Annotated in this window: 20 protein-coding genes and 3 pseudogenes; 8 read left to right on the plus strand and 15 right to left on the minus strand. The window is 70.3% G+C overall.

The window, feature by feature from the left end; translation table 11 throughout:
* The first annotated feature begins 350 nt into the window (after window positions 1–350).
* Complete coding sequence (locus tag AB0D85_RS42565; protein ID WP_362333317.1) at window positions 351–830, plus strand: ATP-binding protein; 480 nt, start codon at window positions 351–353, stop codon at window positions 828–830.
* A gap of 90 nt (window positions 831–920) precedes the next feature.
* Here the strand turns inward: AB0D85_RS42565 and AB0D85_RS42570 are convergent, their stop codons facing one another.
* The 4 genes from AB0D85_RS42570 to AB0D85_RS42585 all read right to left on the minus strand — a co-directional run bounded on the left by AB0D85_RS42570 (window position 921) and on the right by AB0D85_RS42585 (window position 2,540).
* Entirely contained in the window at window positions 921–1,190 is a 270-nt protein-coding gene (locus tag AB0D85_RS42570; RefSeq protein WP_352225752.1) for a DUF397 domain-containing protein, read from the minus strand.
* A 150-nt stretch (window positions 1,191–1,340) separates the two neighbouring features.
* Window positions 1,341–1,811 carry an SRPBCC domain-containing protein gene (locus AB0D85_RS42575; protein ID WP_362333321.1) on the minus strand — a complete coding sequence of 157 codons (471 nt, stop codon included), beginning with the start codon at window positions 1,809–1,811 and terminating at the stop codon, window positions 1,341–1,343.
* Window positions 1,808–2,152, minus strand: a complete 345-nt coding sequence (locus tag AB0D85_RS42580; RefSeq protein WP_362333324.1) for a metalloregulator ArsR/SmtB family transcription factor — start codon at window positions 2,150–2,152, stop codon at window positions 1,808–1,810. The genes AB0D85_RS42575 and AB0D85_RS42580 overlap by 4 nt, the downstream gene beginning before the upstream one ends.
* A gap of 13 nt (window positions 2,153–2,165) precedes the next feature.
* Window positions 2,166–2,540 carry a VOC family protein gene (locus AB0D85_RS42585; RefSeq protein WP_362333470.1) on the minus strand — a complete coding sequence of 125 codons (375 nt, stop codon included), beginning with the start codon at window positions 2,538–2,540 and terminating at the stop codon, window positions 2,166–2,168.
* A 406-nt stretch (window positions 2,541–2,946) separates the two neighbouring features.
* Between AB0D85_RS42585 and AB0D85_RS42590 the strand changes: the two genes are divergently transcribed.
* Together AB0D85_RS42590 and AB0D85_RS42595 are read left to right on the plus strand one after the other, a co-directional pair.
* Window positions 2,947–3,459 carry a hypothetical protein gene (locus tag AB0D85_RS42590; protein WP_362333327.1) on the plus strand — a complete coding sequence of 171 codons (513 nt, stop codon included), beginning with the start codon at window positions 2,947–2,949 and terminating at the stop codon, window positions 3,457–3,459.
* Between the two features lie 154 nt (window positions 3,460–3,613).
* Window positions 3,614–4,129, plus strand: a complete 516-nt coding sequence (locus tag AB0D85_RS42595; RefSeq protein WP_362333330.1) for a DUF4232 domain-containing protein — start codon at window positions 3,614–3,616, stop codon at window positions 4,127–4,129.
* A gap of 38 nt (window positions 4,130–4,167) precedes the next feature.
* Here AB0D85_RS42595 and AB0D85_RS42600 read toward each other — a convergent pair whose 3' ends face one another.
* Window positions 4,168–5,334, minus strand: a complete 1,167-nt coding sequence (locus tag AB0D85_RS42600) for a DUF2786 domain-containing protein (protein WP_362333333.1) — start codon at window positions 5,332–5,334, stop codon at window positions 4,168–4,170.
* 134 nt (window positions 5,335–5,468) lie between these two features.
* Here AB0D85_RS42600 and AB0D85_RS42605 point away from each other — a divergent pair.
* From AB0D85_RS42605 to AB0D85_RS42615, 3 genes and pseudogenes are all read left to right on the plus strand, one after another.
* Window positions 5,469–6,014, plus strand: a pseudogene (locus AB0D85_RS42605) (LysE family translocator).
* Window positions 6,015–6,017: 3 nt separating this feature from the next.
* On the plus strand, window positions 6,018–6,764 hold the full coding sequence (locus AB0D85_RS42610; protein ID WP_362333336.1) for a Clp protease N-terminal domain-containing protein: 747 nt from the start codon (window positions 6,018–6,020) through the stop codon (window positions 6,762–6,764).
* Between the two features lie 76 nt (window positions 6,765–6,840).
* Window positions 6,841–8,529, plus strand: coding sequence for a bifunctional 3'-5' exonuclease/DNA polymerase (locus tag AB0D85_RS42615; protein WP_362333339.1), 1,689 nt, complete (start codon window positions 6,841–6,843; stop codon window positions 8,527–8,529).
* Here the strand turns inward: AB0D85_RS42615 and AB0D85_RS42620 are convergent, their stop codons facing one another.
* Window positions 8,530–11,667 carry a BTAD domain-containing putative transcriptional regulator gene (locus AB0D85_RS42620; protein ID WP_362333342.1) on the minus strand — a complete coding sequence of 1,046 codons (3,138 nt, stop codon included), beginning with the start codon at window positions 11,665–11,667 and terminating at the stop codon, window positions 8,530–8,532.
* A 417-nt stretch (window positions 11,668–12,084) separates the two neighbouring features.
* Window positions 12,085–12,978, minus strand: coding sequence for a glycosyltransferase (locus AB0D85_RS42625; protein ID WP_362333345.1), 894 nt, complete (start codon window positions 12,976–12,978; stop codon window positions 12,085–12,087).
* A gap of 669 nt (window positions 12,979–13,647) precedes the next feature.
* On the opposite strand from AB0D85_RS42625, the gene AB0D85_RS42630 reads away from it, so the two are divergent.
* On the plus strand, window positions 13,648–14,691 hold the full coding sequence (locus AB0D85_RS42630; RefSeq protein WP_362333348.1) for an IS110 family transposase: 1,044 nt from the start codon (window positions 13,648–13,650) through the stop codon (window positions 14,689–14,691).
* Window positions 14,692–15,052: 361 nt separating this feature from the next.
* On the opposite strand, the pseudogene AB0D85_RS42635 reads toward AB0D85_RS42630, so the two are convergent.
* A pseudogene (locus AB0D85_RS42635) lies at window positions 15,053–15,760 on the minus strand (transposase family protein); the annotation flags it as partial.
* Window positions 15,761–16,961: 1,201 nt separating this feature from the next.
* Between AB0D85_RS42635 and AB0D85_RS42640 the strand changes: the two are divergent.
* Complete coding sequence (locus AB0D85_RS42640) at window positions 16,962–17,354, plus strand: transposase (RefSeq protein ID WP_362333351.1); 393 nt, start codon at window positions 16,962–16,964, stop codon at window positions 17,352–17,354.
* A 256-nt stretch (window positions 17,355–17,610) separates the two neighbouring features.
* On the opposite strand, the gene AB0D85_RS42645 is transcribed toward AB0D85_RS42640, so the two are convergent.
* From AB0D85_RS42645 to AB0D85_RS42675, 7 genes and pseudogenes are all read right to left on the minus strand, one after another.
* Window positions 17,611–18,039, minus strand: coding sequence for a hypothetical protein (locus tag AB0D85_RS42645; RefSeq protein ID WP_362333354.1), 429 nt, complete (start codon window positions 18,037–18,039; stop codon window positions 17,611–17,613).
* A 931-nt stretch (window positions 18,040–18,970) separates the two neighbouring features.
* Window positions 18,971–19,735: an IS5 family transposase gene (locus tag AB0D85_RS42650; protein WP_362333357.1), complete on the minus strand. Its 765-nt coding sequence runs from the start codon at window positions 19,733–19,735 to the stop codon at window positions 18,971–18,973.
* A gap of 1,958 nt (window positions 19,736–21,693) precedes the next feature.
* Complete coding sequence (locus tag AB0D85_RS42655; RefSeq protein WP_362333360.1) at window positions 21,694–21,951, minus strand: GNAT family N-acetyltransferase; 258 nt, start codon at window positions 21,949–21,951, stop codon at window positions 21,694–21,696.
* 12 nt (window positions 21,952–21,963) lie between these two features.
* Complete coding sequence (locus AB0D85_RS42660) at window positions 21,964–22,179, minus strand: hypothetical protein (RefSeq protein ID WP_362333363.1); 216 nt, start codon at window positions 22,177–22,179, stop codon at window positions 21,964–21,966.
* 66 nt (window positions 22,180–22,245) lie between these two features.
* Window positions 22,246–22,644 (minus strand): hypothetical protein, encoded by a 399-nt coding sequence (locus tag AB0D85_RS42665; protein ID WP_362333366.1) that lies wholly within the window; start codon window positions 22,642–22,644, stop codon window positions 22,246–22,248.
* Window positions 22,641–23,496, minus strand: a pseudogene (locus AB0D85_RS42670) (IS5 family transposase). Before AB0D85_RS42670 ends, AB0D85_RS42665 begins: the two are co-directional and overlap by 4 nt.
* Window positions 23,497–23,638: 142 nt before the next feature.
* Window positions 23,639–24,442 carry a hypothetical protein gene (locus tag AB0D85_RS42675; RefSeq protein WP_362333369.1) on the minus strand — a complete coding sequence of 268 codons (804 nt, stop codon included), beginning with the start codon at window positions 24,440–24,442 and terminating at the stop codon, window positions 23,639–23,641.
* Window positions 24,443–24,480 lie beyond the last annotated feature (38 nt).

The raw sequence follows: 24,480 nt of genomic DNA on the forward strand, positions 1-24,480 counted from the left end.
CGCACCACCGATCCGGGCTCTCCCGCGCTCACGTTCGCCAGCCTCCCCAACCGTCTTCAGGGGCCGCAGTCTGCCACTAAAACACTTCGAGCAGTACTCGTCCGGTTACGGAAACGGAAAGAGGACAAAGTTTAGACACAGGAAGAGGCAAGCAGATAGTGAGCCAAGAGCAGGAAGTTGGCGGAAAAAATGGCCAACAAGCGGTACGGGAGGGTCCAATTCGGTCTCCTGCACGTGCATCTGCCCTTGCATCTGCTGTGCGCATCCGAAACCATGGTCCCGCGCCACCGCTGCATCGCAACGACCGCGTCTTCCCGGGAGTGCCTCGCATGGGGACGAATGGATCGACCATGCTCAAGCCATTACGGCAGGGCCTTCCGCCGCTTGATCCCGCGGCCGTGTCCAACGCCGCCTCCTGTGCTCTGCCCGCCCGTTACGAAGCCGTGCGCGAAGCCCGTCTGTTCACCCGCAGAACGCTCGGCCAGTGGGATGTCGGCGACCGCTTCGACGACGTCTGTCTCGTCGTCTCGGAGCTCGTCACCAACGCGCTGCGGCACGCGGTGCCCGGAGAGACCGACTGCCTCGCCGCGTCGCAGGCGCCGGCCGTGCGGCTGCACCTGATGCGATGGACCGAGCGGTTGGTGTGCGCGGTGCGCGACCCCAGTCACGAGACTCCGGTCCCCCGCGACTCGGACGACTTCGCGGCGGAGTCGGGCCGCGGGCTGTTCCTGGTCGACTCCTTCAGCGACAGCTGGGGCTGGCATCCGCTCGCCGGCGCCCTCAGCGGCAAGGTCGTATGGGCGCTGTTCCAGCTCCAGTCGGCCGAGTAGCCGACCCGGCGTCTTCGGACGCCGGGTTTCTACGCGCGTTACCGTGCTTTGTACGACGAATGCACCGGGTTGCCCCCGACGGGGCCGCCGTCAGCTCGCGATCAGGTGGTCGAACTCGCCGTCCTTGACGCCGAGGAGCATCGCCTCGATCTCGGCGCGCGTGTAGACGAGGGCCGGCCCGTCCGGGAAGCGCGAGTTGCGGACCGCCACATCGCCGCCCGGCAGCCGGGCGAACTCCACGCAGGAACCCTGCGAGTTGCTGTGCCTGCTCTTCTGCCAGGCCACTCCGTCCAGCTGCGTGGCAGCCATGCCGTTGTACACGTCAAACCCCCCGTACACGCCGTCAACGTCGAGGTCCACAGGTCGCTCCCCGGTGGTGCACTAACTGGCTGATGTGACCAGTGATGCCGTGGTCAACTGACCCGGATCATAACCCTGTTCATGTGCAGATGCATGAGCAGATGCACGTGCACGCGGGGTGTTCCTGCGGTTACAGCTTTGACGTCCGCTTTACTCAACCCGTTCCAGCGTCTGCCCCAGAGCTGCGAAGACATGCGACCGCCAGCCCCCGTCCATGATCGTGCGCGCCATCAGCTGCGCGGGATCGTCCGGATCGAACCCCTCATGTACTAGGAACAGACGCGTACCGCGGCCCTCGTGTTCCAGGGTCCATGTGATGGTCCAGTCGGCGAGATTGACCGGATCGGGATCGGACCATCGGACGGACAGCATCCGCTCCCGGTCGTAGGCGAGAACCTGCACGTCGACGACGCCGGAGAAGCGGGTGTTGGGACGCGGGACCGAGGTCATCCGGTACCGGTGACCGACCTCGAGCCGGAAGTTCTCCGCGCCGGGCATCTGCCACTGCACGAGCAGTTCCGGCTCGGTGAGGGCGCGCCAGACCTTCGCGGGCGGATGCGGAAGGAACTGGTCCACGCGGATGGTGGTGAGATCATCGTCACCAGGGAGCGATTCGGTCATGGCTGCTCATCGTCGGGCATACGGTCGAGCAGCGCGCCGAGCCCCTTCAACCGGTCGCGCCAGAACCGCTCGTACGGGTGGAGCCAGTCCTGCAGGTCGGCGAGGGGCGCCGCCTCCAGGCGGTAGATGCGCTGCCGGCCGGAGCGCTGCTCGGAGACGAGACCGGCCTCCCGGAGCACCCTGAGGTGTTCCGAGAGGCTGGGGCGGCGCATGTCGAAGTGGTCGGCCAGGGCCTGGACCGGCTGGGGCCCGCCGTCGCGCAGCAGCCTCAGCACCTCACGCCGGGTGGCATTGGCGAGCGCGGCGAAGACCCGGTCCTCGACAGCGCCTGTCGTCGTCATGCCCGGCCCCTTCCTAGTCCTGAGCGGCCTCCGTGAGCAGCATCAGACCGTTGCCGTCCGGGTCCCGGAAGGAGGCCATCCGGCCCCAGGGGAACTCGTCCGGGCCCTGTACGTCGGTGCCCGCCCCGGCGAGCCGCGCGCAGTCGGCGTCGACATCGGTCGTCACCAACATGATCCCCCGAGCCGAGCCGGGCTCGAAATCACCCATCCCGGGGCCGGAGAGCGTGAAGACGGTCTGCGCACCTCGGGGGGCGACCTGGAGCCAGCGCCCCGGGGGCATCTCCAGGTCGGCGGTGACCTCGAAGCCGAGGACGTCCCGGTAGAAGCGCAGGGCACGGTCCTGGTCGGCGACGGGGAGGGTGACGAACGAGGCGTGGGTGATGTGCATGGCTGCGGGGTGCGTGGTTTCCATGGGTACGACAATAGGTAGGCGTTTCCCTACGAGTCAAGCGTAGGGAAACGCCTACCTATGGGCTCCGCCCGGCGTGAGCCGCACCGGCAGCCGCGCGACGCGAGCGCCAGGCACGTACCCGCCCCCTCCCGGCCGGACAGCCGCCCAAGCGGTGGCTTCCGCGCGGTCGGTCCGTCCCCCGTGCATCCTCGGAACCAGGCCCACAGCGGATACCTAGCCGGCGTACGCGAGTCCTCCTGGTGAGTCCTGGTAGCTTGCCGCTGTCGTTCGGGCAGCCGGGCGGCCGACCGGCTAGAGCTGGCTAGAGCTTGGGAGCGTTGCGGTGACTACGGCTACGGCTACGGCGAGTACGGCTACGACGCGTACGGAGACGGCTTCGGCTGTGGCGCGCGGCGCATCGGCCCCGGCGTCCGCGCGGTCGGCCGTGCGGGTCGCGGCCGCTGCCGCGGGGCTGGTGGGCGCGCTCGCGCTGACCGCGTGCAGCAGCGGCGGCGGGTCCGGCAGCGACTCCTCGGCCACTCCGTCGGCCACGTCCTCCGCGACCGCCGACGGCGGGTCGGGCAGCGCCACGGGCTCGTCCGACGCACTGCAGGGCAGCTGGATCACCACCAGCGGCGGCAAGATCGTCGCCCTGGTGATCACCGGCAAGTCCGCCGGGCTCTTCGAGACCGGCGGGGCCGTGTGCAGCGGGACCGCCGGCGAGGAGGCCGGGATGCGGATGATCCACCTCACCTGCACGAACGGCAGCAAGGGCCGGGTCACCGGAATGGTCGACACGGTCAGCAAGAGCGGTATGAAGGTCACCTGGTCCGGAAAATCCGGCGAGGAGACCTACACCAAGGCCGAGGGCGGCAAGCTGCCGTCGGGGCTGCCGACGGCGAGCCTTGGGCAGTAGTGCCGGATCAGGCGACCTGCGCCCGGTCGCACCCGCCTGCGCGAACCGGTAAAAGTACGCCGTGAAACGGTCAAGAGCGGGGGCGGGCGCGCGGGACCCCGGCGGGGGCGTGATGATGCTGGGACACCGTCACGACCTCGATGGGGATCTGCTCATGCGCGCCATTCCGCTCACCGTCACGGCTCTCGCCGCCGCCCTCGCCCTGACCGCCTGCAACAACAGCGGCTCCGGCTCCAGCAACAAGAACAGCTCGGCCTGCGAGATCGGCAAGGTGTCCGTCCAGGTCGGCTCCGCGAGCGTGGCGCCGGCCGCGGGGGACACCGGCGAGGTGCCGGTGAGCATCACGAACCAGAGCGCGCCGTGCACCCTGGACGGCTTCGCCGGCGTCACGCTGAAGGCGGGCGGTACGTCCGCGTCCCTCTCCTCGCTGTCGGGCGCGAAGAACGAGAAGCTCAAGCTCGCCAAGGGCGATTCCGCGACGTTCTCGATCAGCTACGTGCGCGGCAAGGACGGGGACGCGTCGAGCCTCGCGGCCACGTCGCTGACGGTGTCCCTGCCGGGGAGCGACGCGACGCAGAGCTTCCCGTGGAAGTACGGGCCGGTGGTGGGCAAGGGGTCCGCGGACAAGCCGAACGCGACGGTGGGGGCGTTCCAGCAGGCCGGGGACTGATCACGCGCCCCCGACGTGACGGGGCTGCGCGTCGCGCCTTACGGAAGCCGCGCGCGCGACCTCACCTGGGCCTGGTCCGCCGCTCTCGTCCCCTCCGTCCAGCCCGCCTCGTCGGTCACCCCGCGCAGGCGCGTCGTGGTCGTCTCCGGGAACATCTGCTCCATGCGGCCGGTCACGGCCGTCTCCCTGCTCGCCAGGACCGGAAGCAACTCCGCCGCGGCCGCGGTCTCGGTCACGGCCGACTCCGCGGCGGCGGCCAGGCGGTCGCCGACGCGGTGGGCGTAGGCCGCCAGGAAGGACTGGCGGAAGGTCTTCGTCCGTCTGCGGCCGCCCGCTCGCTGCGCCGCCTCCGCCTTCGTCATCGCGTGCGTGGCCTGCACCAGCAGCGAGGTGTAGAGCAGCTCGACCGCTTCCAGGTCCGCCTCGAAGCCGACGACCGTGGAGAAGGCCAGCGGCTCGTTCCACACCGCCCGGCAGTGGTTGGCCGTGGCGACCGCGTCCAGCAGCACCGCCTTGGCCTGCTCGTAGGGCGGCTCGACCCCGATCCGGCAGGCCCCGGGCGCGTCCGGCGCGGACGCCCCCGCGGCGAGCAGCGCCTCGTCGACGCTGTGCCGGGCCATCAGCTCCTGCGCCTTGGCGCTGAGCGCCTCCGCCTCCTCCGGGTAGCCGGTCGCCTCGGCCTTGGCGAGCAGCGCGCGGATCCGGGTGAGCATCCGGGACTCCGGCCGGTGCGCGTCCGCGCGGGGCCCGGGTTCGTCGAGGGGCTCCAGGGACGGCAGCCGCAGCAGCAGCCGGTACAGCTCCAGGACGGCGGTGGCGTGCGAGAAACGGTCGCCCACGCGCGCGTGGCCGTCCGGCAGCGCGTCGAGCTGGGCCTTCCAGCGCGGGCCGCGCGGCCGGTCGTCCGGTATCTGCGCCCGGATCAGCCCGGCGGCGAGGCCGATGTGCGAGTCGTCCAGCTCGCGCCGCACCAGCCGTACGACGTCCGCGGGCTGCCAGCCGCGCCGCCAGGCCGCCGCGACGAACTCCCGGCCCCGGCGCGCGAGTTCCGCGTCCGCGCCGGAGTCGGCCGCGAGGAGGGACGCGCCCGTGTCGAGGCCGGAGTCGGTGTCGTCGTACAGAGCCGTCCGGAAGGCCCGGTCGACGGTGCTGGGTCCGGTGCCGGCGTCAGGGCCGGGTTCGGTGCTGGGCTCACTGCTGGTCACGGGTCGATCGTGCCACGCGCCGCCGACAACCTGCGGCGGCCGTCCACACCCTGTGGACAACTGTCCGGCACCGCTCCGTCTCAGGTGCCGGAATCCGGTCGCACGCGCGCGAGGCGGCGCCGAGCATGGCCGGCATGGTGGACATGTCTCTCTACGCGGCCTTCCTCGTCGCCGCCTTCGCGCTCTGCGTCACTCCCGGCCCCGACATGATGTTCATCGTGGCGGTGGGCGCCCGGGCGGCCCGCTGACCGGGGCGACCGCCGCCGTAGGGGTCGCGTGCGCGATGTTCGTGCACGCGGTCGCCGCCGCTCTCGGCCTGTCGGCACTGTTCCTCACTCTGCCGACGCTGCAGGGCGGGCGCGGCCTATCTGCTGTACCTGGCGGTCAAGGCGTTCCGCAGCAGCGGCGGGCCCGTCGAGACGGACGGTACGGCGGACCCCTGCGGGCCGACAGTGCGCCGAGCCTCCCGGAGAGCAGTCCGACCGAGCCGTCGACGAAGACGCCCATCACGGCGACCGCGCCCCGCCGGAACGCCCGCCACCGTCCCCCAGAGGGTGGCCAGGGGGCTGGACCACTTCAGCGGGACGGTGTTCGCGGGACTGGCGGTACGGCTGGCGGCGACCCCGAAGCAGGAGTGTCAACCGAAGGTTGACATCATCGGGGTGTCAACTTACGGTTGACACATGGCGACCAACCCGAACATCACGGCATCCGTACGCCTCGACGACCTCATCGCGGCGATCAAGAAGGTGCACCCCGAACCTCTCGACCAGCTCCAGGACGCGGTGATCGCAGCCGACCACCTGGGCGACGTGGCCGACCATCTGATCGGGCACTTCGTCGACCAGGCCCGGCGCTCGGGCGCGTCCTGGACCGAGATCGGCAAGAGCATGGGCGTGACCCGGCAGGCCGCGCAGAAGCGGTTCGTGTCGAAGGAATCCGCCGACCTCGACCCCGGCGACTTCAGCCGCTACACCCCACGCGCGCGGAACGTGGTCATGGCGGCCCACAACGAGGCGCTCGCGGCGCGCAACCCCGAGGGCCGCCCCGAGCACCTGGTCCTCGGCCTGCTGGCCGAGCCGGACGGCATCGCGGCGAAGGCGATCCTCGCGCAGGGCGTCCTGCTGGACACCGTGCGCCAGGCGGCGACGGCCGCGCTCCCGCCCGCCGCGGACGACGTCCCCGACCTCGTCCCCTACGGCCCCGAGGCCAAGAAGGCCCTCGAACTCACCTTCCGCGAGGCCCTGCGCCTCGGCCACAACTACATCGGCACCGAACACCTGCTGCTGGCCCTCCTGGAACACGAGAACGGCGAAGGCGTCCTCGCCGAGCTGGGCATCACCAAGCCGGCGACCGAGGAGTACATCGCCACGGTGCTGGGCCTGCTGGCGGAACAGAAGAACGCGGCGGCGGAGAACGGGGCGGGCTGAGGGCGGGGCTGACTCGCCAGAATCACCAAACCCGCAGGTCAAGCCGATTGTCAGTGCCGGCTGCCACACTCGCAGCATGACCGACCGGTGGGCTCTCGCTCCGGCCGAGGACGGCGGCGTGGATGTCGCCCCCCTCGGTCCGGACGGGCTGCCCGCAGGGCCGGTGCGGCGGGAGAGCGATCTCGCCGCGGCGGTCGGGGGCCGCCCGGAGGTCACGCGCTGGGTGTGGCGGTCGACCGCCGAGGTCTACCCGCGTCTGCTCGCCACGGGGGTGCGAGTGGAGCGGTGCTACGACATCGAGGACGCCGAGACACTCCTGCTGGGCCACGAGGGACGGTCCGGTGAGCCGCGTTCGGCCGCCGCCGCCCTGGCCCGCCTCCGCGGCGGCCCCGTACCGCCCGATCCACCGCAGCGCGCGGCCGAGCCCGGCGCGCAGTCCCCGCTGTTCGAGCCGGAGGGCACCGCCCGCCTGACGCTCGACGAACTCCTCACGGTCTACGCCGAGCAGCAGCGCCGGCACGACCGGGCCGAACACCCGGAGCGGATGCGGCTGCTGACCGCCTCCGAGTCGGCGGGGATGCTGATCGCCGCCGAGATGAACCGCGCGGGCCTGCCCTGGAGCGCCGAGGTCCACCGCGAGATGCTGCGCGAACTGCTCGGCGAGCGGTACGCGGGCGGCGGCGAGCCGCGCCGGCTGGCCGAGCTGGCGGACGAGGTGTCGGCCGCGTTCGGCAGGCGGGTGCGCCCGGACCTGCCGGCCGATGTGATCAAGGCCTTCACCCAGGCCGGGATCAAGGTGAAGTCCACCCGCCGCTGGGAGATCTCGTCCGTCGACCACCCGGCCGTGGAACCGCTCCTCGAATACAAGAAGCTGTACCGGATCTGGGTGGCCCACGGCTGGACCTGGCTCCAGGACTGGGTGCGCGACGGCCGGTTCCGGCCCGAGTTCCACGCGGGCGGCACGGTCACCGGGCGCTGGGTGACCAACGGCGGAGGCGCCCTGCAGATCCCCAAGGTGATCCGGCGGGCCGCGGTCGCCGACCCCGGCTGGCGGCTGGTCGTCGCCGACGCCGACCAGATGGAGCCGCGTGTGCTCGCGGCGATCTCCCGCGACCCCGGGCTGATGGAGGTCGCGGGCCGGGAGACCGACCTCTACCAGTCGGTCTCCGACCGCGCCTTCTCCGGCGACCGCCAGCAGGCCAAGATCGCCGTCCTCGGCGCGGTCTACGGCCAGACCTCCGGCGACGGACTGAAGAACCTGGCCGCGCTCAGACGCCGCTTCCCCAAGGCGGTGGCGTACGTCGACGACGCGGCCCGCGCGGGCGAGGAGGGCCGGCTGGTGCGGACCTGGCTGGGCCGGACCTGTCCGCCGGCGGCCGGGGCCGGCGACGGCACGGAGGAGGCGGGCATGCCCCAGGACGAGCCGGAGGGGCCGGCCGACGACGGGTGGGTGCCGGGGTACGCCTCCACCAACTCCCGTGCCAGAGGCCGCTTCGCACGCAACTTCGTCGTCCAGGGCAGCGCCGCCGACTGGGCCCTGCTGATGCTCGCGGCGCTCCGCCGGACCTGCGCGGACATGGCGGCCGAGCTCGTCTTCTTCCAGCACGACGAGGTGATCGTGCACTGTCCGGAGGAGGAGGCCGAGACGGTCGTGGCGGCGATACGGGAGGCGGCCGACCTGGCGGGACGGCTGACGTTCGGGGAGACGCCGGTCAGATTCCCGTTCACGACGGCGGTGGTGGAGTGCTATGCCGACGCGAAGTGATCAGTCACCGGGTGCCAGCAGCTCGCGCAACTCCGCGAGGACGTCCGGCTCGTCCGTGCCGTCCAGAGCGGCCAGGGCCGCGCGCCAGACGTCGTACGCCTCGCTCGTACGCCCCTGTTCCCGCAGGAGCAGACCGAGTTGGTGGCGGGCGAGACCGCCGCTGTAGCGGTCGGCGCGGGTGTCCGCCCGGCGCAGCAGCTCGGTGCACTCGTGGTGGGCGCGCTCGGTGCGGCCGAGGCCGCGCAGGGCACGGACCAGACCGAGCCGGGTCTGGGACTCGCCGTGCCAGTCGCCGTGGCGGCCGAGGATGCGCAGGCTCTCCTCGAAGTGCCCGGCGGCGGCAGTCGGTTCGCCGAGGGTGAGATGGGCGTAGCCGATGTTGCAGTGCGCCGAGTGCTGCACGATGACGGCGCCGATCGCGTCCCCGATCGCCAGTGAGCGCCGGTGCTGCTCGATGGCGGCGCGCGGGTCGGTGTGCTCGTACAGGTTGCCGAGGTGGCTGTGGGTGACGGCCTCGCCGTAGGGGTCGTTCAGCTGGCGGGAGTAGTCCAGGCTCTGCCGCAGTGCCTCGCCCGACTCGTCGTACCGCCCGAGGCCTTCAAGGAGCAGACCCCGGTTGTTCAGGCTGCGCCGGATCCAGGACGCCACGTCCAGCCGCCGCCAGATGGCGAGGGCCCGGTCGGTCAGGGCGAGGGCCTCCCGCTGGCGGCCGGTGAGGAAGCGCAGCCCGGCGAGGTCGCCCAGGGCGTAGGCCTCGGCGGGCTCGTCGCCGAGGCGCCGGGCGGCGGCCAGGGCGGCCGTGCCGAGCACCTCCATCTCGGCGACCCGGCCCCTGCGCAGGACGTACGGGAAGAGGAGCCGGACGAGGGTGGACACATACGCGCTGATCAGCGGATCGGCCGTGTCGGCGTACCGCTCCACCAGGGCGACGATGTTCTCCAGCTCCCGATCGCCCCAGGCGAAGGCGTGCTCGACCCGCTCGAAGGGCGTCAACGAGGCCGCGTACGGCTGGTGTTCCGGGGGCTGGGCGGTGGTGGGGCGGCGGCGGTCGCCCCGGTCGAGGCCGGGTTCGACGATGGCGACGAGGGCGCGTTCGGCGCTGGCGGCGAACCAGCGCAGGGCGGTGAGGGCGGCCTCTTTGCGGCCCATGGGGTCCGTCCGCTCGGCCAGCTCCCGGGCGAAGTCCCGTACCAGGTCGTGGGGGGTGTAGCGGCCGTACGCGGTCTCCTCCAGGAGGGCCACGTCGACGAGCCGGTCCAGGGCGGCCTCGGCGCGGCGCTCGTCGGTACCGGTGAGCCGGGCGATCAGCGGGGCGCCGTAGGCGGGCAGGTCGAGGGCGCCGAGGTGGCGCAGGGCGAGGGCGGCGTCCCGGTCGGGGGCGCGGGCGGAGGCGGCGAGGGCGTCATGGGCGACGGCGAGGGATCGGCCGACGCTCAGGTCGTCGTATTCGAGGTGGTCCAGTCTGTTGGCCGCGGCGGCCAGTTGACCGGCCAGCGTCTCGGGGGTGAGCGCGCGGCGGGCGGCCAGCCGGGCGGCGACCACGCGCAGGGCGAGCGGAAGCCGGCCGGTGAGGCCGACGAGCGGGTGACCGGCGCCGATCTCCTCCCGCCCGCTGACCGCACGCAGCAGCGCCGCGCTGTCCTCGCCGGTCAGCGGCCCGAGCGGGAAACGGTGGGCGCCGTCGAGCGCGGTGAGCGGCGAACGGCTGGTGACGATCACCGCGCAGCCGGGCCCGCCGGGGAGCAACGGCCGTACCTGGGCGGCGCTCTCGGCGTCGTCGAGCAGCAGCAGGGTGCGGGTGGGGGCGAGCAGGGAGCGCAGCAACGCGGCGGCCGCGTCCGGGTGTTCGGGGATGTGCCGGGGGTCGGCACCGAGGTCCCGCAGCAGCGCGGCGAGCGCCTGGGCGGGGGCGAGCGGGGGTACGCCGGGGGTGGCGCCGTGCAGGTGGACGTGGAGCTGACCGTCGGGGAAACGTTCCCTCAGCTGATGGGCGACGTGCAGCGCGAGCGCGCTCTTGCCGACCCCGGCCATCCCGCTGACGACGGCGACGGCCGGGGCGGGAACCGCCGGGGTGAGCGCGCGGCCCAGCTCTCCACGGACGGCGGTACGGCCGGTGAAGTGGGCGGGAGGTGGGGGGAGCTGGGCGGGGCGGGGGGTACGGGGGTCGTCGCGCGTAGAACCAGGACCGACGGGTTGGCCTGCGACCGGGGCGGTCTCCGCCGGAGCATCGACGTCTTCGGCCGTCGACCGGCGGCCGGCTGACGCGCCCCGGAGGGGCGCGGGGCTGTCACCTGTGCGGCTCTGCCGCGTGGGCGCGACCAGCCCCGACGAACCCGCACCCGCCCCACCGCCTTCAGCCCCGGTTCCGTCCGCCCCACCCGCGCCACTCCCCCGCAGCACCTCCACATGGGCCAGGCGCACCGCCGCCCCCGGCTCGACACCGAGTTCCTCGACCAGCCGGTTGCGCAGATCCCGGTGGACGGCGAGCGCCTCCGCCTGCCGCCCCGTCCGGTGCAGCGCGAGCATCAACTGGCGGTGGTAGGCCTCACGGAGCGGGTACTCGGCGACGAGCGCGGCGAGTTCCGGTACGACACCGCCCAGTCGGTTTCCGTCGAGGGTCAGTTCGGCGTCGTAGCGCCATTCGAGCAGGGACAGCCGGGCCTCCTCCAGGCGCTGCACGAATGCGTAGCCGCCGAAGTCGGCGGGGAGGCCGCCGAGCGGGGTGCCGCGCCAGAGCGCGAGCGCGTCGGCGCAGGCGCGCAGCACCGGCGCCCACTCCCGCCGCCCGTGCGCCGCGCGCGCCTCCGTCACCCGGGTGTCGAACACGTCGACGTCCAACTCACCGTCGTGGACGCGCAGCAGATATCCCGGCGGTACGGCCCGAAGCCGCTCCGGGGCGTCGAGGAGCCGGCGCAGCCGGGTGACATGGTTGTGCAGCGAGGCCTGTGCGGAGACCGGGGGCGCCCCGCCCCACAGCGCGTCCTTGAGCGACGCGACGGGGACGACCCGCCCGGCGTCCAGGAGCAGCGCGGCGAGCAGCGTGCGGACCTTGGGGCTGCCGATGGGCCGGACCTCGCCCCCGGGGAGATACAGCACCGGAGGTCCCAGCAGTCCGAACCGCAGCTCGTGCCGCCGCATCTCTCCGCCCACCGTCTCCCCGCACGGCCGTGACGGGCCGTGCCGTACGGCGGGTGCGTCCCGCCGGTCCCTGGCTTCTGGCGGAATCCCGCCCTGCCGGGGACGAATTCCCGCCACCTTCTCTGTGCCGGCCGGGGCCGGAATCCGCTGGGTTTCCGGCCTGTTCCCGGAACCGTACGACGGCTTCACGCCAACCGGTTCGCAACCTCCGGGAGAACCACTGGCCACATGTTAGCGATCCGTTGGCGAGCCTTGATGTGATCTTCGCATCGGATCGGGCCCGACGGCGCGCGCGTGTCGCGTAACTCGGGGGAGTGTCGCCGTAGGCCTGGATCCGGGGACGCTAGAGGGTTCCGGTCGGCGGAGGTGAACGACCGGAACCCTCGTCCCGTTTCCCGTGGATCCGACGATCGCAGGTCAGATGACAGGCGGGCGTCCGAGCCGGGTGAGCCGCCAGACCGTGCGCCAGCGCATGGGCCTGCGCTCGCCCGCCGGTTCGCGCATCCCCTCCGCGAAGCCTCCGAACCAGGCCCGCAATCCGCCCGTGGAACGGGTGCGCAGCAGGGTGATCAGCGTCCACACCGCCAGATGGACCGGGATCAGCGACAGGGGCAGCCGACGGCGGGTCAGCCAGACCCGGTTGCGGGCGGTCACCCGGAAGTAGACGGCGTGCCGCGCGGGCGAGGTCCGGGGGTGCTGGAGGAGCAGCTCGGGCGCGTAGCGGATCCGCCAGCCGGCGTCGGCGGCCCGCCAGGCGAGGTCGGTCTCCTCGTGGGCGAAGAAGAACTCGGCGGGCCAGTCGCCGGTCTCCGCGAGCATGGCCATGCGCAGGGCGTGCCCGCCGCCGAGGAAGCCGGTGACGTAACCCCCGCGCATCGGGTCGGCGTTGCCGACGCGCGGTACGTGCCGCCGCTGGGTCTCGCCGTGCTCGTCCGCGATCCGGAAGCCGACGATGCCGAGACGGGGTTCGGCGGCGAACAGGTCGCGTACCTGACGGAGCACCTCGACGTCGACGAGCAGCCCGTCGTCGTCCAGTTCGACGACGACGTCCACGTCGCCGTACTCGCGCAGCCTGGCGAGGGCGACGTTGCGGCCGCCGGGGCAGCCGAGGTTCTCCTCGACGTCGACGGTGGTGACCTCGCCGGGCAGGTCGAGGCGGCGGGCGAACTCGGGCAGCCGGCAGCCGTTGCCGACGATCACGATGCGGGCCGGGGCGAGGTCCTGCTTCGCGACGGACCTGAGCAGCGCGTCGACTTCGTCGGGCCGGTTCCCCATGGTCACCACGGCAACCGCGAGCCTCGGCTCCGCCATGCCCCTCACCCCATCCGGCCGACGGCGGCGCCCGCGCCCTGACCGCGCGACACTCGCCGTTCACCAAGATGTTGCCCCGGATGCCCCCGCAGTCCTGACTTCGATTTAGTTTGCAGCCCTTTTACAGGGTTTTTCCCTGAGCCGGACGAACCCGAGACCCGCCCGTATGTTCGGACGGCGCCGCACCCCGGAGTTTTTCCCCGGCGCGGTCCGGGAAGTGCGGGCCGTCACGCCGCCCCTGGTGTCCGGAACGTCCCGCCGGACCGGTCGGCCGCCAAGGGGAGGAGACGTTCGACATGGGACCGAACGAGGGGCGCCACCCTGCACGACGGCGAAGGGACTCCCCACGTCAGCATCGCCGTCAGGGACCTCACCAACGGCACCGTCAACAGACCTGCCGCACGGTCCAGTTCGTCCAGCACCTGGTGGAGCTCCAGACAGGCCGACATCACCATCTGGCAGGGACCGCCCGCAGCCACCGGCGGAAGGGGGACCCCGCTTCAGCTGAACGAGAAAACCCAGCTCAGACACTGAGCCTTTTCAGCGTTGCCGCTCCAGAGTGAGGACGGCCTTGGCAATTGATGCGATGAAGGGGCGGGGCCTCCCGCTCCCGCCGGGTGCGCAGGATGCTCGGCTCAGGCAGAGATTCCGAACTCGGGGAGGCCCTCGATGAGTTCACCGTATGACGGTGTGCAGTGGGTGGGAATGGACCTGCACCGGCGCCGCTCGGTCCTGGTGCGGATGGCGGCGGACGGGCAGCGGCTGGGCAAGATGGTCCGCTTCAACAACGATCCGGCCCGGCTCAAGCGGGAGATTGCCAAGGCCGGGCCGCAGCCGAAGGTGGTGCTGGAGGCCACGCTCGGCTGGTACTGGGCCGCCGACGCGCTGGCCGAGGCCGGGGCCGAGGTGCACCTGGCCCATCCGCTGGGGGTGAAGGCGTTCAGCTACCGGCGGGTGAAGAACGACGAGAGGGACGCCGCCGACCTGGCCGACCTGCTGCGGCTGGGACGGCTGCCGGAAGCCTGGCTGGCCCCGCCCGAGACCCGCGAACTGCGGGAGCTGGTGCGCGGCCGGCACAAGCTGGTCAGTCTGCGGACCAGCTGCCGCAACCAGGCTCACGGCGTGATGGGCAAGCTGGGCATCGCGGTGCCGATGAGCGACCTGTTCGGCACCACGGGCACCGCGTTCCTCGACGAGCTGCCGCTGCCCGCCGGGTACGCGGCCCGGGTGCGCGCGCTGTGCGCGGTGATGCACGAACTCGGCCAGCAGATCGGGATGCTGGACAAGGAGATCGCCGCCCGCCCGGCCAGCGACACCGGCTACCGCGCGATCCAGAAGATCGGCGGTATCGGTCCGGTCCTGGCCGCGGTCTTCACCGTCGAGATCGCCGACGTTACCCGTTTCCCCGACCCGCAGCATCTGTGCTCATGGGCCGGGCTCACTCCGCGCCACCGGGAGTCGGACACGGTGGTCCGACGCGGGCATCTGACCAAGCAGGGCTCCAAGCTGGTGCGCTGGGCGGCCGTCGAGGCCGTCCAGCACGCCCCCGAGAGCACCCCGATGCGTGCCCACAGGGACCGCATCGAGGCCCGCCGCGGCGCCGGGGCACGCAATATCGCCAAGGCTGCCGCGGCCCGCAAGCTGCTCACCCTGGTCTACTACGGGCTGCGCGACGGCGAGGTCCGCTGCCTGACCCGCCGGGACCCGGTGTGAGCAGCATCCGGACCCACGACCGGCGCGCGATCGCTATGACGTCTGGCCCCCGCACCGCGGCGAGGCCGCGCGATTGATTGATCCCGCCGGCCGTGTGCCGAACCACACCATGCCGCCCCGCACGCCATGCGTGACGCGGGCGCGGCGGATGGATGACCGGCAGCCGGAGCGCCGCCACCTCAGCATCACACTGGTGAAGAGCACACCCCTACAACAGCCCGCCCCCGGGCGGGCCCACAGCCCGCCCCCGGGGGAACGGGAACAGCCCGTCCCCCTGGCCGAGTACGCCCTCATCCCAACGAGCAGCAGGAAGAACCCGGACAAGCACCGCACTTGACCGGCCCCGCCCCTTCATGGATGACGTCATTCGATTCGGGCTGCACCGGGACCTGCGGAAGATCCGCCATGACTTGAGCCGTGCGACGCCACGCTCGACCGGCGCCCGTGCCGCGGACAGCCCGCGGTTGACGGTCTGCTGGGTCGGAGTGAGGTCGCGGCCTGGTGGGCGTCTGAGGGGTGTCGTCACCCATGGGCCGGCTCCCATGTAGGCGCGGTCGGCGAGTACGGGGACGCCCTGGCGTTCGCAGATCCGGATGATGCGGTGGGTGCGGGCCGCAGTCAGATCGTGGGCGCGGCCGAGCAGCGTCGGCGAGATCCACAGCAGCCGCCCGACTGGGTCGGTCACCACCTGCACGTTCACTCCGTGCCGGCGGTGCTTGTGGGAGAAGTCGGCCCGGCTGTCGCCGACCCTGTCGCACTCCGCCAGGGTGCCGTCCAGCAGGACGTAGTCCGGATCCGCCTCGCGCAAGGCACGCAATAGGCCGGGTGCGCGGTCGGCGAGCAGGTCGATGATGGCCGCCGCGTAAGCGTGGGCGGTGCCGACGGAGATTCCGAAACCGACGGCGATCTGCGCGAGGGTGTCGTGCCGGCGCAGGTACACCAGGCCGACGAGCGCACGCTGGTGCGGTGGTAGTTTGCAGCGGCGGTCACCCTCGCGGGTGACGATGAGCATGGTTACCCACTCGACCAGGCCGTGAGGCAGATCGAGTGCGGCAGAATACAGAACCAACGCGGCTCCTGTGCCTGTGGGCTGAGACTTCGAACACCTCCCCCAACGGCACGGGAGCCTCGTGCGTTGCGGGCATCGACTCCGTCACCCGTTCAGTGGCCCGGCTGAAAGACCTCACTGTCTGAGCTGGGTTTTGATCGGAGCCGCCTTCGGGATTCGAACCCGAGACCTACGCATTACAAGTCGAAAGAGCCCCTTGACGATCTTCCTCAATCCTGCTTGATCCATGACGTTTCAGCAGGTCAGAAAGCGTGTGCCGTCTCACCCTTGCTGGGTCCTTCTCGATCCTTCCCGGTCCTTCTGTTCCCCCGGCGTTCCCCTTGGTTCCGCAATCGGCCCCGCACAGAGCAGCCGCGACAGGCGTCGGCAGCAGATTCGCCGGCGAAAGCGGGGAATACGAACCTTGGAGCTACGTACGTCCATTGAGGCGGGTCGGGCTTCGCATCCCCTGCACCCGGGGGGGAGTCTGCGACCGTTGCCGCAGGTCAGCCGCGTGGCAGTAGCGTAGCGCAGCTACTCCCCGACTACCGAAACACAAGGACCACCCCTCCCCTACAGGGCACTGGCCAGGCGACCGCGAGCGGTCCCATCGCTCGCGCCCATCATCTTCTTCGTAGAGCCCGGTTTGGGTTCGTGGCCTTCGGGGCCGGTATGACTCCTTGCCCCTGTCCTTGATGATCCGGGGGTGCTGTCGCCGGTCCCGGCGGCGAGTTGCCGGATGCCAGGACGGGCCGATGCCAGGCCCCAGTCCAGTCGCGATTTCCCCATTATCTAAACCCTCTTTCCCTTCACCGAATTAAGGATATCTTTCCTGCTTGTCATTTGCAATCCCAGCGGAATTCGAGGACTGGATGTACATTTGCCGGGAATGAATTCATGGGATTTCAGAGCCGAATTGTGCGCCCCGAAGATCGATGCTCGCCGAATAGCGCCGCAGGAGCCGCACGCTGCGCGGGGCCAGGGCTCCGTCAAGGTCCCTGATTGCGTGGAGAGTTGGCGATCAGCCGGTAGGAGCCAGGCCGGTTTCAAAGCCTGTCGATCAAGCCTCATGTATTCAGCTACCGCGTTGACCTGACGAACCGACAGAAGAAGGGGCCTCTCACCAACGATGATCTGGATTGCCTAGATCAAAACCGTTGCAGAGGAGAGGCATCCAACAGGTGCAGGCACGCAGCGCGGCGGCCAAGACCGTCTTGTGGTCGTGTGGTTCGTCGACGCCCTCCACCGCGATCACGCTGAGGTCGAGGAGCGCGTCAGAGCGGCCAAGCGGATCAGCCTGGGGCTGCTGCCTTCGAAGTCCTGGCAACTCAATGCCGCCTGGGTGCTGGCCGCCACCCTCGCCGCTGACCTCGACGCCTGGACCCGGCTCCTCCTCCTGCACGACGAGCCCTCACTCGCCGCCGCCGAACCGGAGACGATCCGGAGACGATCCGGAGACGATCCGGAGACGATCCGGATGAAGCTGTACCACCTGCCCGCCCGGCTCACCGCCCACGCCCGCACGCGCGCTCTGTACCTGGACCGGACCTGGCCCTGGGTGGCAGCGTTCACCACCGCCCGGCAGCGGGCCACCGACCTTCCGACCCGCACCTGACGGCCGGCCACCACCCCGACGACACCGAAAGGACAGGACGCAACACCCTCGGGCCCGTGGAACCCGACGCCCCCGCAGCGTCACGCGACGGCCCCGCCCCGACACGGCACGGGACATATGGGGCAGCCAGCCGCCCGCCACGTCGCCGCCAGCCCTCGGAAGAATCGAGGTCAAGGGTTTGGAATCCGTCAAGGAAACCCCCTGAGCCGTACGTAAGGTGTCAATATGTAGACCCGAATGGGCTTCCTTCACGTCATCAAAGATGGAAACACAACAGAGGGAGTGAGTGAAAGACGTGACGAGCGAACCTTCTTACCGCGAGCGAATAATGAAAGGTATCCTTCAAGGAATGTCCGGCACCTGTGAAGGAATCGGTATACTCGCCAAATTCAATGGGCTTTATGGATTCGGGTGCGCGGCGGCAGCCGCAGCCGGGGTTAACCACATCGGCACGGAGGGCTGGCGCTGGATTCAGGTCTACCGACACCCGGACAAGGTTCATCAAAAGCCAAACATGTATAAAATTGCCGGTGGAGCCGTCAATGTACTTGGCGGGGCGCTCTACGGTCTTGCGGATGGCGGCTGGCTGGACAATACCCTGGGTCCCGAGGCGGCTGTCATGGCAGGTGGGGTTGGCTCGCTGATTCAAGGCGCCGCTGTCGGCGTAACCGAACTTCTCCCACAAGACGTAGGCACTTACATCCCTGCCTTGCCTATGCATAACCGACAGGTTGGAGCTCTTGCTCTTGATCCCATGCGAGGGGAGGCTCGGGACCCTCGATTGCCGACTGTTCGCCAGATTAGTGTCGGTAAAAGATCGGGAGAGCTTGAACCCGTAAATGTTCTTGGAAGTCTTGTGGTGGCTAGAGCGGCCGCAATGTATCCCGGGTCCAGGGAATCGGCAATACGAGGGGCTACTCCAAGTTCGTCGTATGGGCCGCGTACCAGCGCTAGCGTTCCTGGCCGCCCTCGGGCGCGATCCCTGTAACAGGGCCCCAGTACTACAGCCGGACTTTATGCATCGCTGCACCCATGAGGGTTGGGGCTGCCAAGGGCGTCGAAAGCTGTCCCTGCGGGGCGGTAGGGGCGGATAGCAGAGCAGGCACGGGGGTTCGTGATCATTGTGGTGTCGAAGCCAGATGATTACGAGGATGTCCCGTGCCTGCCGTTGAATCTTCCTCTATCCCAGCCGTGCTGGAGAAACCGGGGCCGCTGGATGCGGACCGGATCGCTGACCTGCGCCCCTACCTTGAATCGGTTCCGGATCCGCGCTCACGCCGGGGCCGGTGGTACTCGCTGACAGCGCTCTTGCTGGTGTGTGCCTGCGCGGCCGTCTGCGGGTGGAAGGGCTGCGGGAGGAAGTCGCGCGGCTGACCGGGGTCCTGGAGGCCGCGGAGATCAAGCTGGACCGGCGGGTGATCGCGAGGGAGGAGCTGGTCGAGGCCCTGGCTGTCTCCGCGGCCGGGTCGACTGCCGTGAGCGAGGCCGGGGCGGGGCGGGAGCCCGCGCCCTCGCCCGTGCCGGGTTCGACGGTGCCGCCTTGGCGGGACGGGCTGCCGGTGACGGTGCCGGCGCCGGACTGCCAGCGGCTTCTGGGGGTGCTGGAGGAGGCGCAGTCAGCGGGCAGGGGACCGCTGAAGGCCCGGGAGATCGCGGTGGAGCTGGGTCTGGAGACGGTGCCGGCAAAGGTCGAGGGGGCGCGCTCGAAGGCCAGGCGTCTGGCGGAGCGCGGGTGGCTCGTGCAGGAGACGTCGGGAATGTTCAGCGTCGGCCGGCGGCCCGTGCCAGACGCCGGCCCCTCCGCAGAGGGCGAGTTTCTGGCGGCACCAGTCGACCAGGTCGCCGGTGCAACCGCCGTCGGCCCAGATGAGGGTGATGTCACGGTGCAGACGGCGCAGCCGCTCCAGCAGGCCCGCCGCCGCGTCCCGGTCGGCGATGTTCGCGGCGGTGACCGCGACGACCAGCAGCAGACCAAGCGTGTCGGTCACGATGTGCCGTTTGCGGCCCGGCACCTTCTTCCCGCCGTCGTAACCACGTGAGGCGGCCGGGACTGTCGCCGCAGCCCGCACCGACTGCGCGTCGATGATCCCCGCGGTGGGCTCGGCCTCACGGCCCTGGCGCTCACGCACCCGACCGCGTAGCCGGTCGTGGAACTCGGTGATCAGCCCGTGCTCGCGCCAGCGGCGGAAAAAGGCGTAAACCCGGGCCCAGGCGGGGAAGTCCACGGGCATCGCCCGCCACGAGATCCCGCCCGCGACCAGATACCGGATCGCGTCCGGCATCTGCCGGTGGCAGTAGCCCCCGGGCTGTCCGCCCCGCCCCTGAAGCCAGGCCGGCACCGGCAGCAACGGCCGGATGGCCGCCCACTCCGCATCCGTCATGTCCGACGGATGCCGGCGCACCCGATCGGGATGATCGGCCGCATTACCGTACACATGCGCGAGGCAATCACACGATGGAGCAGCCGAGTTGAACTGGACAGGCTCGGACGCGTACAACAACGACACCAGGGCCTCTCGGCAGTACTCGGTTCGATTCGCATCCCCGAGCTACCGCGAGGTCCTGCCTTCATTCACGCACAACGGGAAGATCACCCAGGCGGGAAACCTGTTCGATCTGCACGTTCCATGATCGGTTGAGATACGGCTTCTCAATGATCAAGGTTTGCGGCTGCCGTGGCAGAGGAGGCGGCGGCACGAATGCCGGGCGGGCGGGGGCTACCGGAGTGGGGGCCCGTCGGTTCGACAGCCCGAATGTCGTGCGGTCCGTGTGAACCGTTGGGTTGTGTGGTGCGTTGGGTGGGCTGGGGAGTGCTGGGCGTGATGTTGTCCGGTGCGGTTCCGGAGCCAGGTGAGGTAGAAGTCTATGGATCAGCAGACTGGTGCGGACCTGTCCGCGGACAGGATCCGGGCCCTGTACAGGCGGCCGGCGGAAGATTCACCCCCTCTGGTCCCCTACGGCATGCTGCCAACATCATTCAGGAAGGGCGCGGAGGCCTGGGAGAACTCAGCCCGGAGGCGGATGCACGATCTCCTCGATCCTAGGAACCTGGCGAGTGCTGCTGAGGTGGAGGTCCTGATGGCTGCGGGGATTCCCTTGCGGTCGCGGCCGCAGGGCGGCGGTTCCCACATCGACCCGGCGGTGCCGCGAGTGAGTAATAAGGCTGCCGCGTTCGCGCGGGTTGAGGTCGCGACCAGCATCGCGAGGCTGTACGGCCTGGTCCCGGGCAGCTCACCCCTCGTCCCCCTCGGCATGCTGCCAACATCATCCAGGAAGGGCGCGGAGGCCTGGGAGAACTCAGCCCGGCAGCGGATGCACCATCTCCTCGATCCTGAGAACCTGGCGAGTGCTGCGGATGTGGAGGTCCTGATGGCTGCGGGGATTCCCTTGCGGTCGCGGCCGCAGGGCGGCGGTTCCCACATCGACCCGGCGGTGCCGCGGGAGGCTGGTGAGGCTGCCGCGTTCGCGCGGGTTGAGGTCGCGACCAGCATCGCGAGGCTGTACGGCCTGGTCCCGGGCAGCTCACCCCTCGTCCCTCGCGGCATGCTGCCAACACGATCCAGGAAGGGCGCGGAGGCCTGGGAGAACTCAGCCCGGAGGCGGATGCACGATCTCCGCAATCCTAGTTACCTGGCGAGTGCTGCGGAGGAGAAGGTCCTGAGGGATGCGGGGATTCCCTTGCGGTCGCGGCCGCAGGGCGGCGGTTCCCACATCGACCCGGCGGTGCCGCGGGAGAGCAGTTGGAAGAATGGGGATACGGTTCCGGTCCTGCGGTCCGGGCAGCCGGCTGCGGCTGATGCCCTCGCCTCGGCACCACCGGCGACCACGGCATACACATCAGCACCGCCCCCTCCCACCGGTACCGGTGCTGACGTGTATGCCGGTACGGACGCGCTCAGCGGCTGGGGGCCCTGGGACACGCTGGCGCCGATGGGGCAGAACACGCAAGTCGTGATGTGGCCCGCCCCCGCGACAGCGAACCCGCCCATGCCCTCCCAGGACGACCGTCCCACCGTCCTCACCGGCGCCGACCAGTACCTGCCCCCCACCTGGACGACATCCCGACAACCGGCCTCCCTCCCACGACCGACCACCCGAACCTCAAGCCCACCCCACCGACCCGCCAAACAACAAAAAAAGCGCTAACCCCCAACTTGCTTGGTAATCCAGCCGGACTTCTGTATTTCTGCTGGTCAACGGCCTGGCGGTGGGGAGCGCAGCGGGAGTTGGACATGGGTGGGGCGGCCTTGGGCAGGCCGCCCCACCAACGGGTACCCGAGCCGCATGCAATGACATCGTCGGGCACGTGCCTGGTGGCGACGCCTCCGCCGGGACCAGTTCACCGCGTGGTCGCGGCGTGCAGCATTGCGGCGGGGTTGAGCTGCCAGCAGACGACGGATTTCGGCTGGTGTGAGATCCACGAGGCGCGAAACGACGGCGCGTTCCAGGAACGCACCGTCGCCCAGAGCCGCGTACGCCCGGTCGTGATCGCGGCGTCGAGCACCGCGGAGGCCGCCTCGGCCGCATAGCCCTGTCCGTGCGCACGCCGGAACAACTCGTACGCAATCTCAGGCTCGTCGAGGGAAGCCCGCCCCACGGTGAGCCCGTACTACCCGATGAAATCGCCCACGTCGTGACGGTTGATGACCAGCCGGGAAAGCCCCGTCAGCGTCGGCGCAGCGACCTGAGCCTCGATCACCCGCCGGTTGTCCTCGATGGACGGCATCCCAGCGCCCCGTTCGGCAACGAGCGCGCGATGGTCGTCGGCGTCGGCAGCAGTCCACGGACGCAGCGTCAGCCGGGCGGTTTTGACTTGAAGCGGCATGCGGATACGGCACATTGACACCCTACCGACGCCGCATCGGACCGAGCCAGATCGCCTGAGTGGGCGTTAAGTCCGTTTCTGGTAGCGGCCTCGTCCGGGTTGGGTGAGGAGGCCTTGGCGGACGAGGCGTCCGAGGCGGCTGCGGGTGACGTTGACGGTTGCCTCGTCGGTGGGCATGCCGAGGAGTTCGTGCAGCTCACGGGCTCTGAATACCTGGCCGGGGTGCTGGTTGAAGGCGTTGACGATGGTCTGGTATGCGGTGCTCGTCTCGGGCGGGTCGGGTTCGGCTCCTGCCGGCGCGGCCTCCGCGATGACCTTCCGGGCGGTGTCCAGGTCCGCGAGCCGGGCCTCGGTCTCACCCAGGGCGGCGGTCAAGTGTTCGATCTGACCGCGTAGTTCTGCGGCTCGGGCGGTGACCTCGTCGTGCTGGGCCTGGAGGCCGGCGAGGAGTTCGGCGACGTTCACGCGGCCAGCCCGAGGGTGTCGCGCCAGGCGGGACTCGGTGTGGTGAGGCGGCGGGTCATGTTCGCGGTGGAGGCCCGGCAGACGCGTGAGACGGAGGTGTCGGGCCGGTGGTCGTACTCACGGGCCAGACGCCGGTGCAGCAGCAGCGTGCCGTTCGTCTGCTCCACCACCCACCGCTTCGGCTGCGGGACAAAGCCTTTGCCCTGGTCGGCCGGGTTTACGGCGGACGACCTCGACGTCGATGTCCATCAACGCGCCGTGGATGACGACTTCGTCCTTGAAGCCCTGGTCCACCAGGGCCTTCTCCAGCCGCATCCCGCACCGCTCGGCGGCCTGGTCGAGCAGGGCGGTGCCGGCGGCGTTGTCATGGGCAGACGCAGCCAGAACGACGACGCCGATGATCAGCCCCAGAACGTCGACGGCCAGTCCCCGCTTGCGCCCCGACACCTTCTTGCTGGCGTCCAGCCCCGTCGTGGTCTTCGGGACACCCGCGGCCGCGCGAACGGACCGGGTGTCGAGGATCACGAGGGACGGGTCCTCTCATCGCCGGGCTCTCTCGCGCACCTGGCAGCGCAGGAGTTCCTGGATCCGTTGGTCGAGGCCGTCCTCGCGCCACAGTCTGAAGCAGTAGAACACCGCCGACCAGGCCGGTAGATCGTGCGGCAGGCAGCGCCACTGGCAGCCCGTCCGGTTCTGGTAGAAGATCGCATTCACGACCTCCCTCAGGTCACAGGACCCGGGATCGCCGGTCGCCGACCGCGCCACCCGGTCCTGCTTCCAGGCAGTGATCATCGGCTCGATCAACAGCCACTGCCCGTCCGATAAGTCGCTGAGGTACGGCTCTCTCTTCACACCCCGCATCTCAACATGGACATGCCCACCAGGCGGCTCGTACGGCGATCAGTACCACGATCGAGCGATCACGAACCGAGGAAGATCGGACTTAACGCCCACTCAGTGCCGCTCAAAACGCTCGCTGTCCGGGGGGTCTATGTCACTTCCGTTTGTGGTTTTTGGGGTGTTTGGAGGATGTAGGGGCTGGTGGTGTTGTTCTCCTCTTGCCTGCTCCACTTGTTCGGGAGGGGTCGGTTGCGCTCAGGTTCCAGGCGTGGGTGGCGATGGGATTGGCGAGGGAACCGCGGGGGTCCCAGCCGGAAAACTGGTTGGGCTGGAAGGCCGCCGACGGGGTGTGTGAGGTCGCCGGGTTGGCCGGGTACGGGAGGAATGCCTGATCGTAGGCCGGCGGAACCTGCCCTGCGGCCCCGGCCGGCATTGCCTGGAAGAAGGCATGCTGCGCCTGTGTCTGCTGTGTGCCGGTCGGCTGCATCACCGGCAGCGGCTCTGCTGCCGTGCCGTGTCCGCCGCCGCTGTACGGCCCGCTGGTGAGCGACAGGGATCCGAAACCGTCCGTGGTGACGGTCACCGGGTCGGGAAAAACCCCCGATGACCACTGCCCGGCACCCGTCAGGTCCGTTGCCTGCTGCACTCCCGAACCTGCCGGCAGCCCGTCCTGACCGTACCCGGACCACAGGCCATCCTGCCAGGACATCTGATCACGCCCCTGGCCGAACGCCGTCTGCGCTACGGCACTGGCGGCATCGGCGGCCGGGGCGAGGTCCCAGTCCCCGAGCCCGACATCCCCGGCCTGGGAGCGTTGAAGGAACAGCTGCACGTCCTCCGCGGAGACGTCCGTGTCCAGCCCGGACGGTACGGCACCGGCGGCATCGGCGGCCGGGCCGAGGTCCCAGTCCCCGAGCCCGACATCCCCGGCCTGGGAGCGTTGAAGGAACAGCTGCACGTCCTCCGCGGAGACGTCCGTGTCCAGCCCGGACGGAC

Source organism: Streptomyces sp. NPDC048277 (assembly GCF_040652235.1).
In the GTDB taxonomy this organism is placed as follows: Bacteria; Actinomycetota; Actinomycetes; order Streptomycetales; family Streptomycetaceae; genus Streptomyces.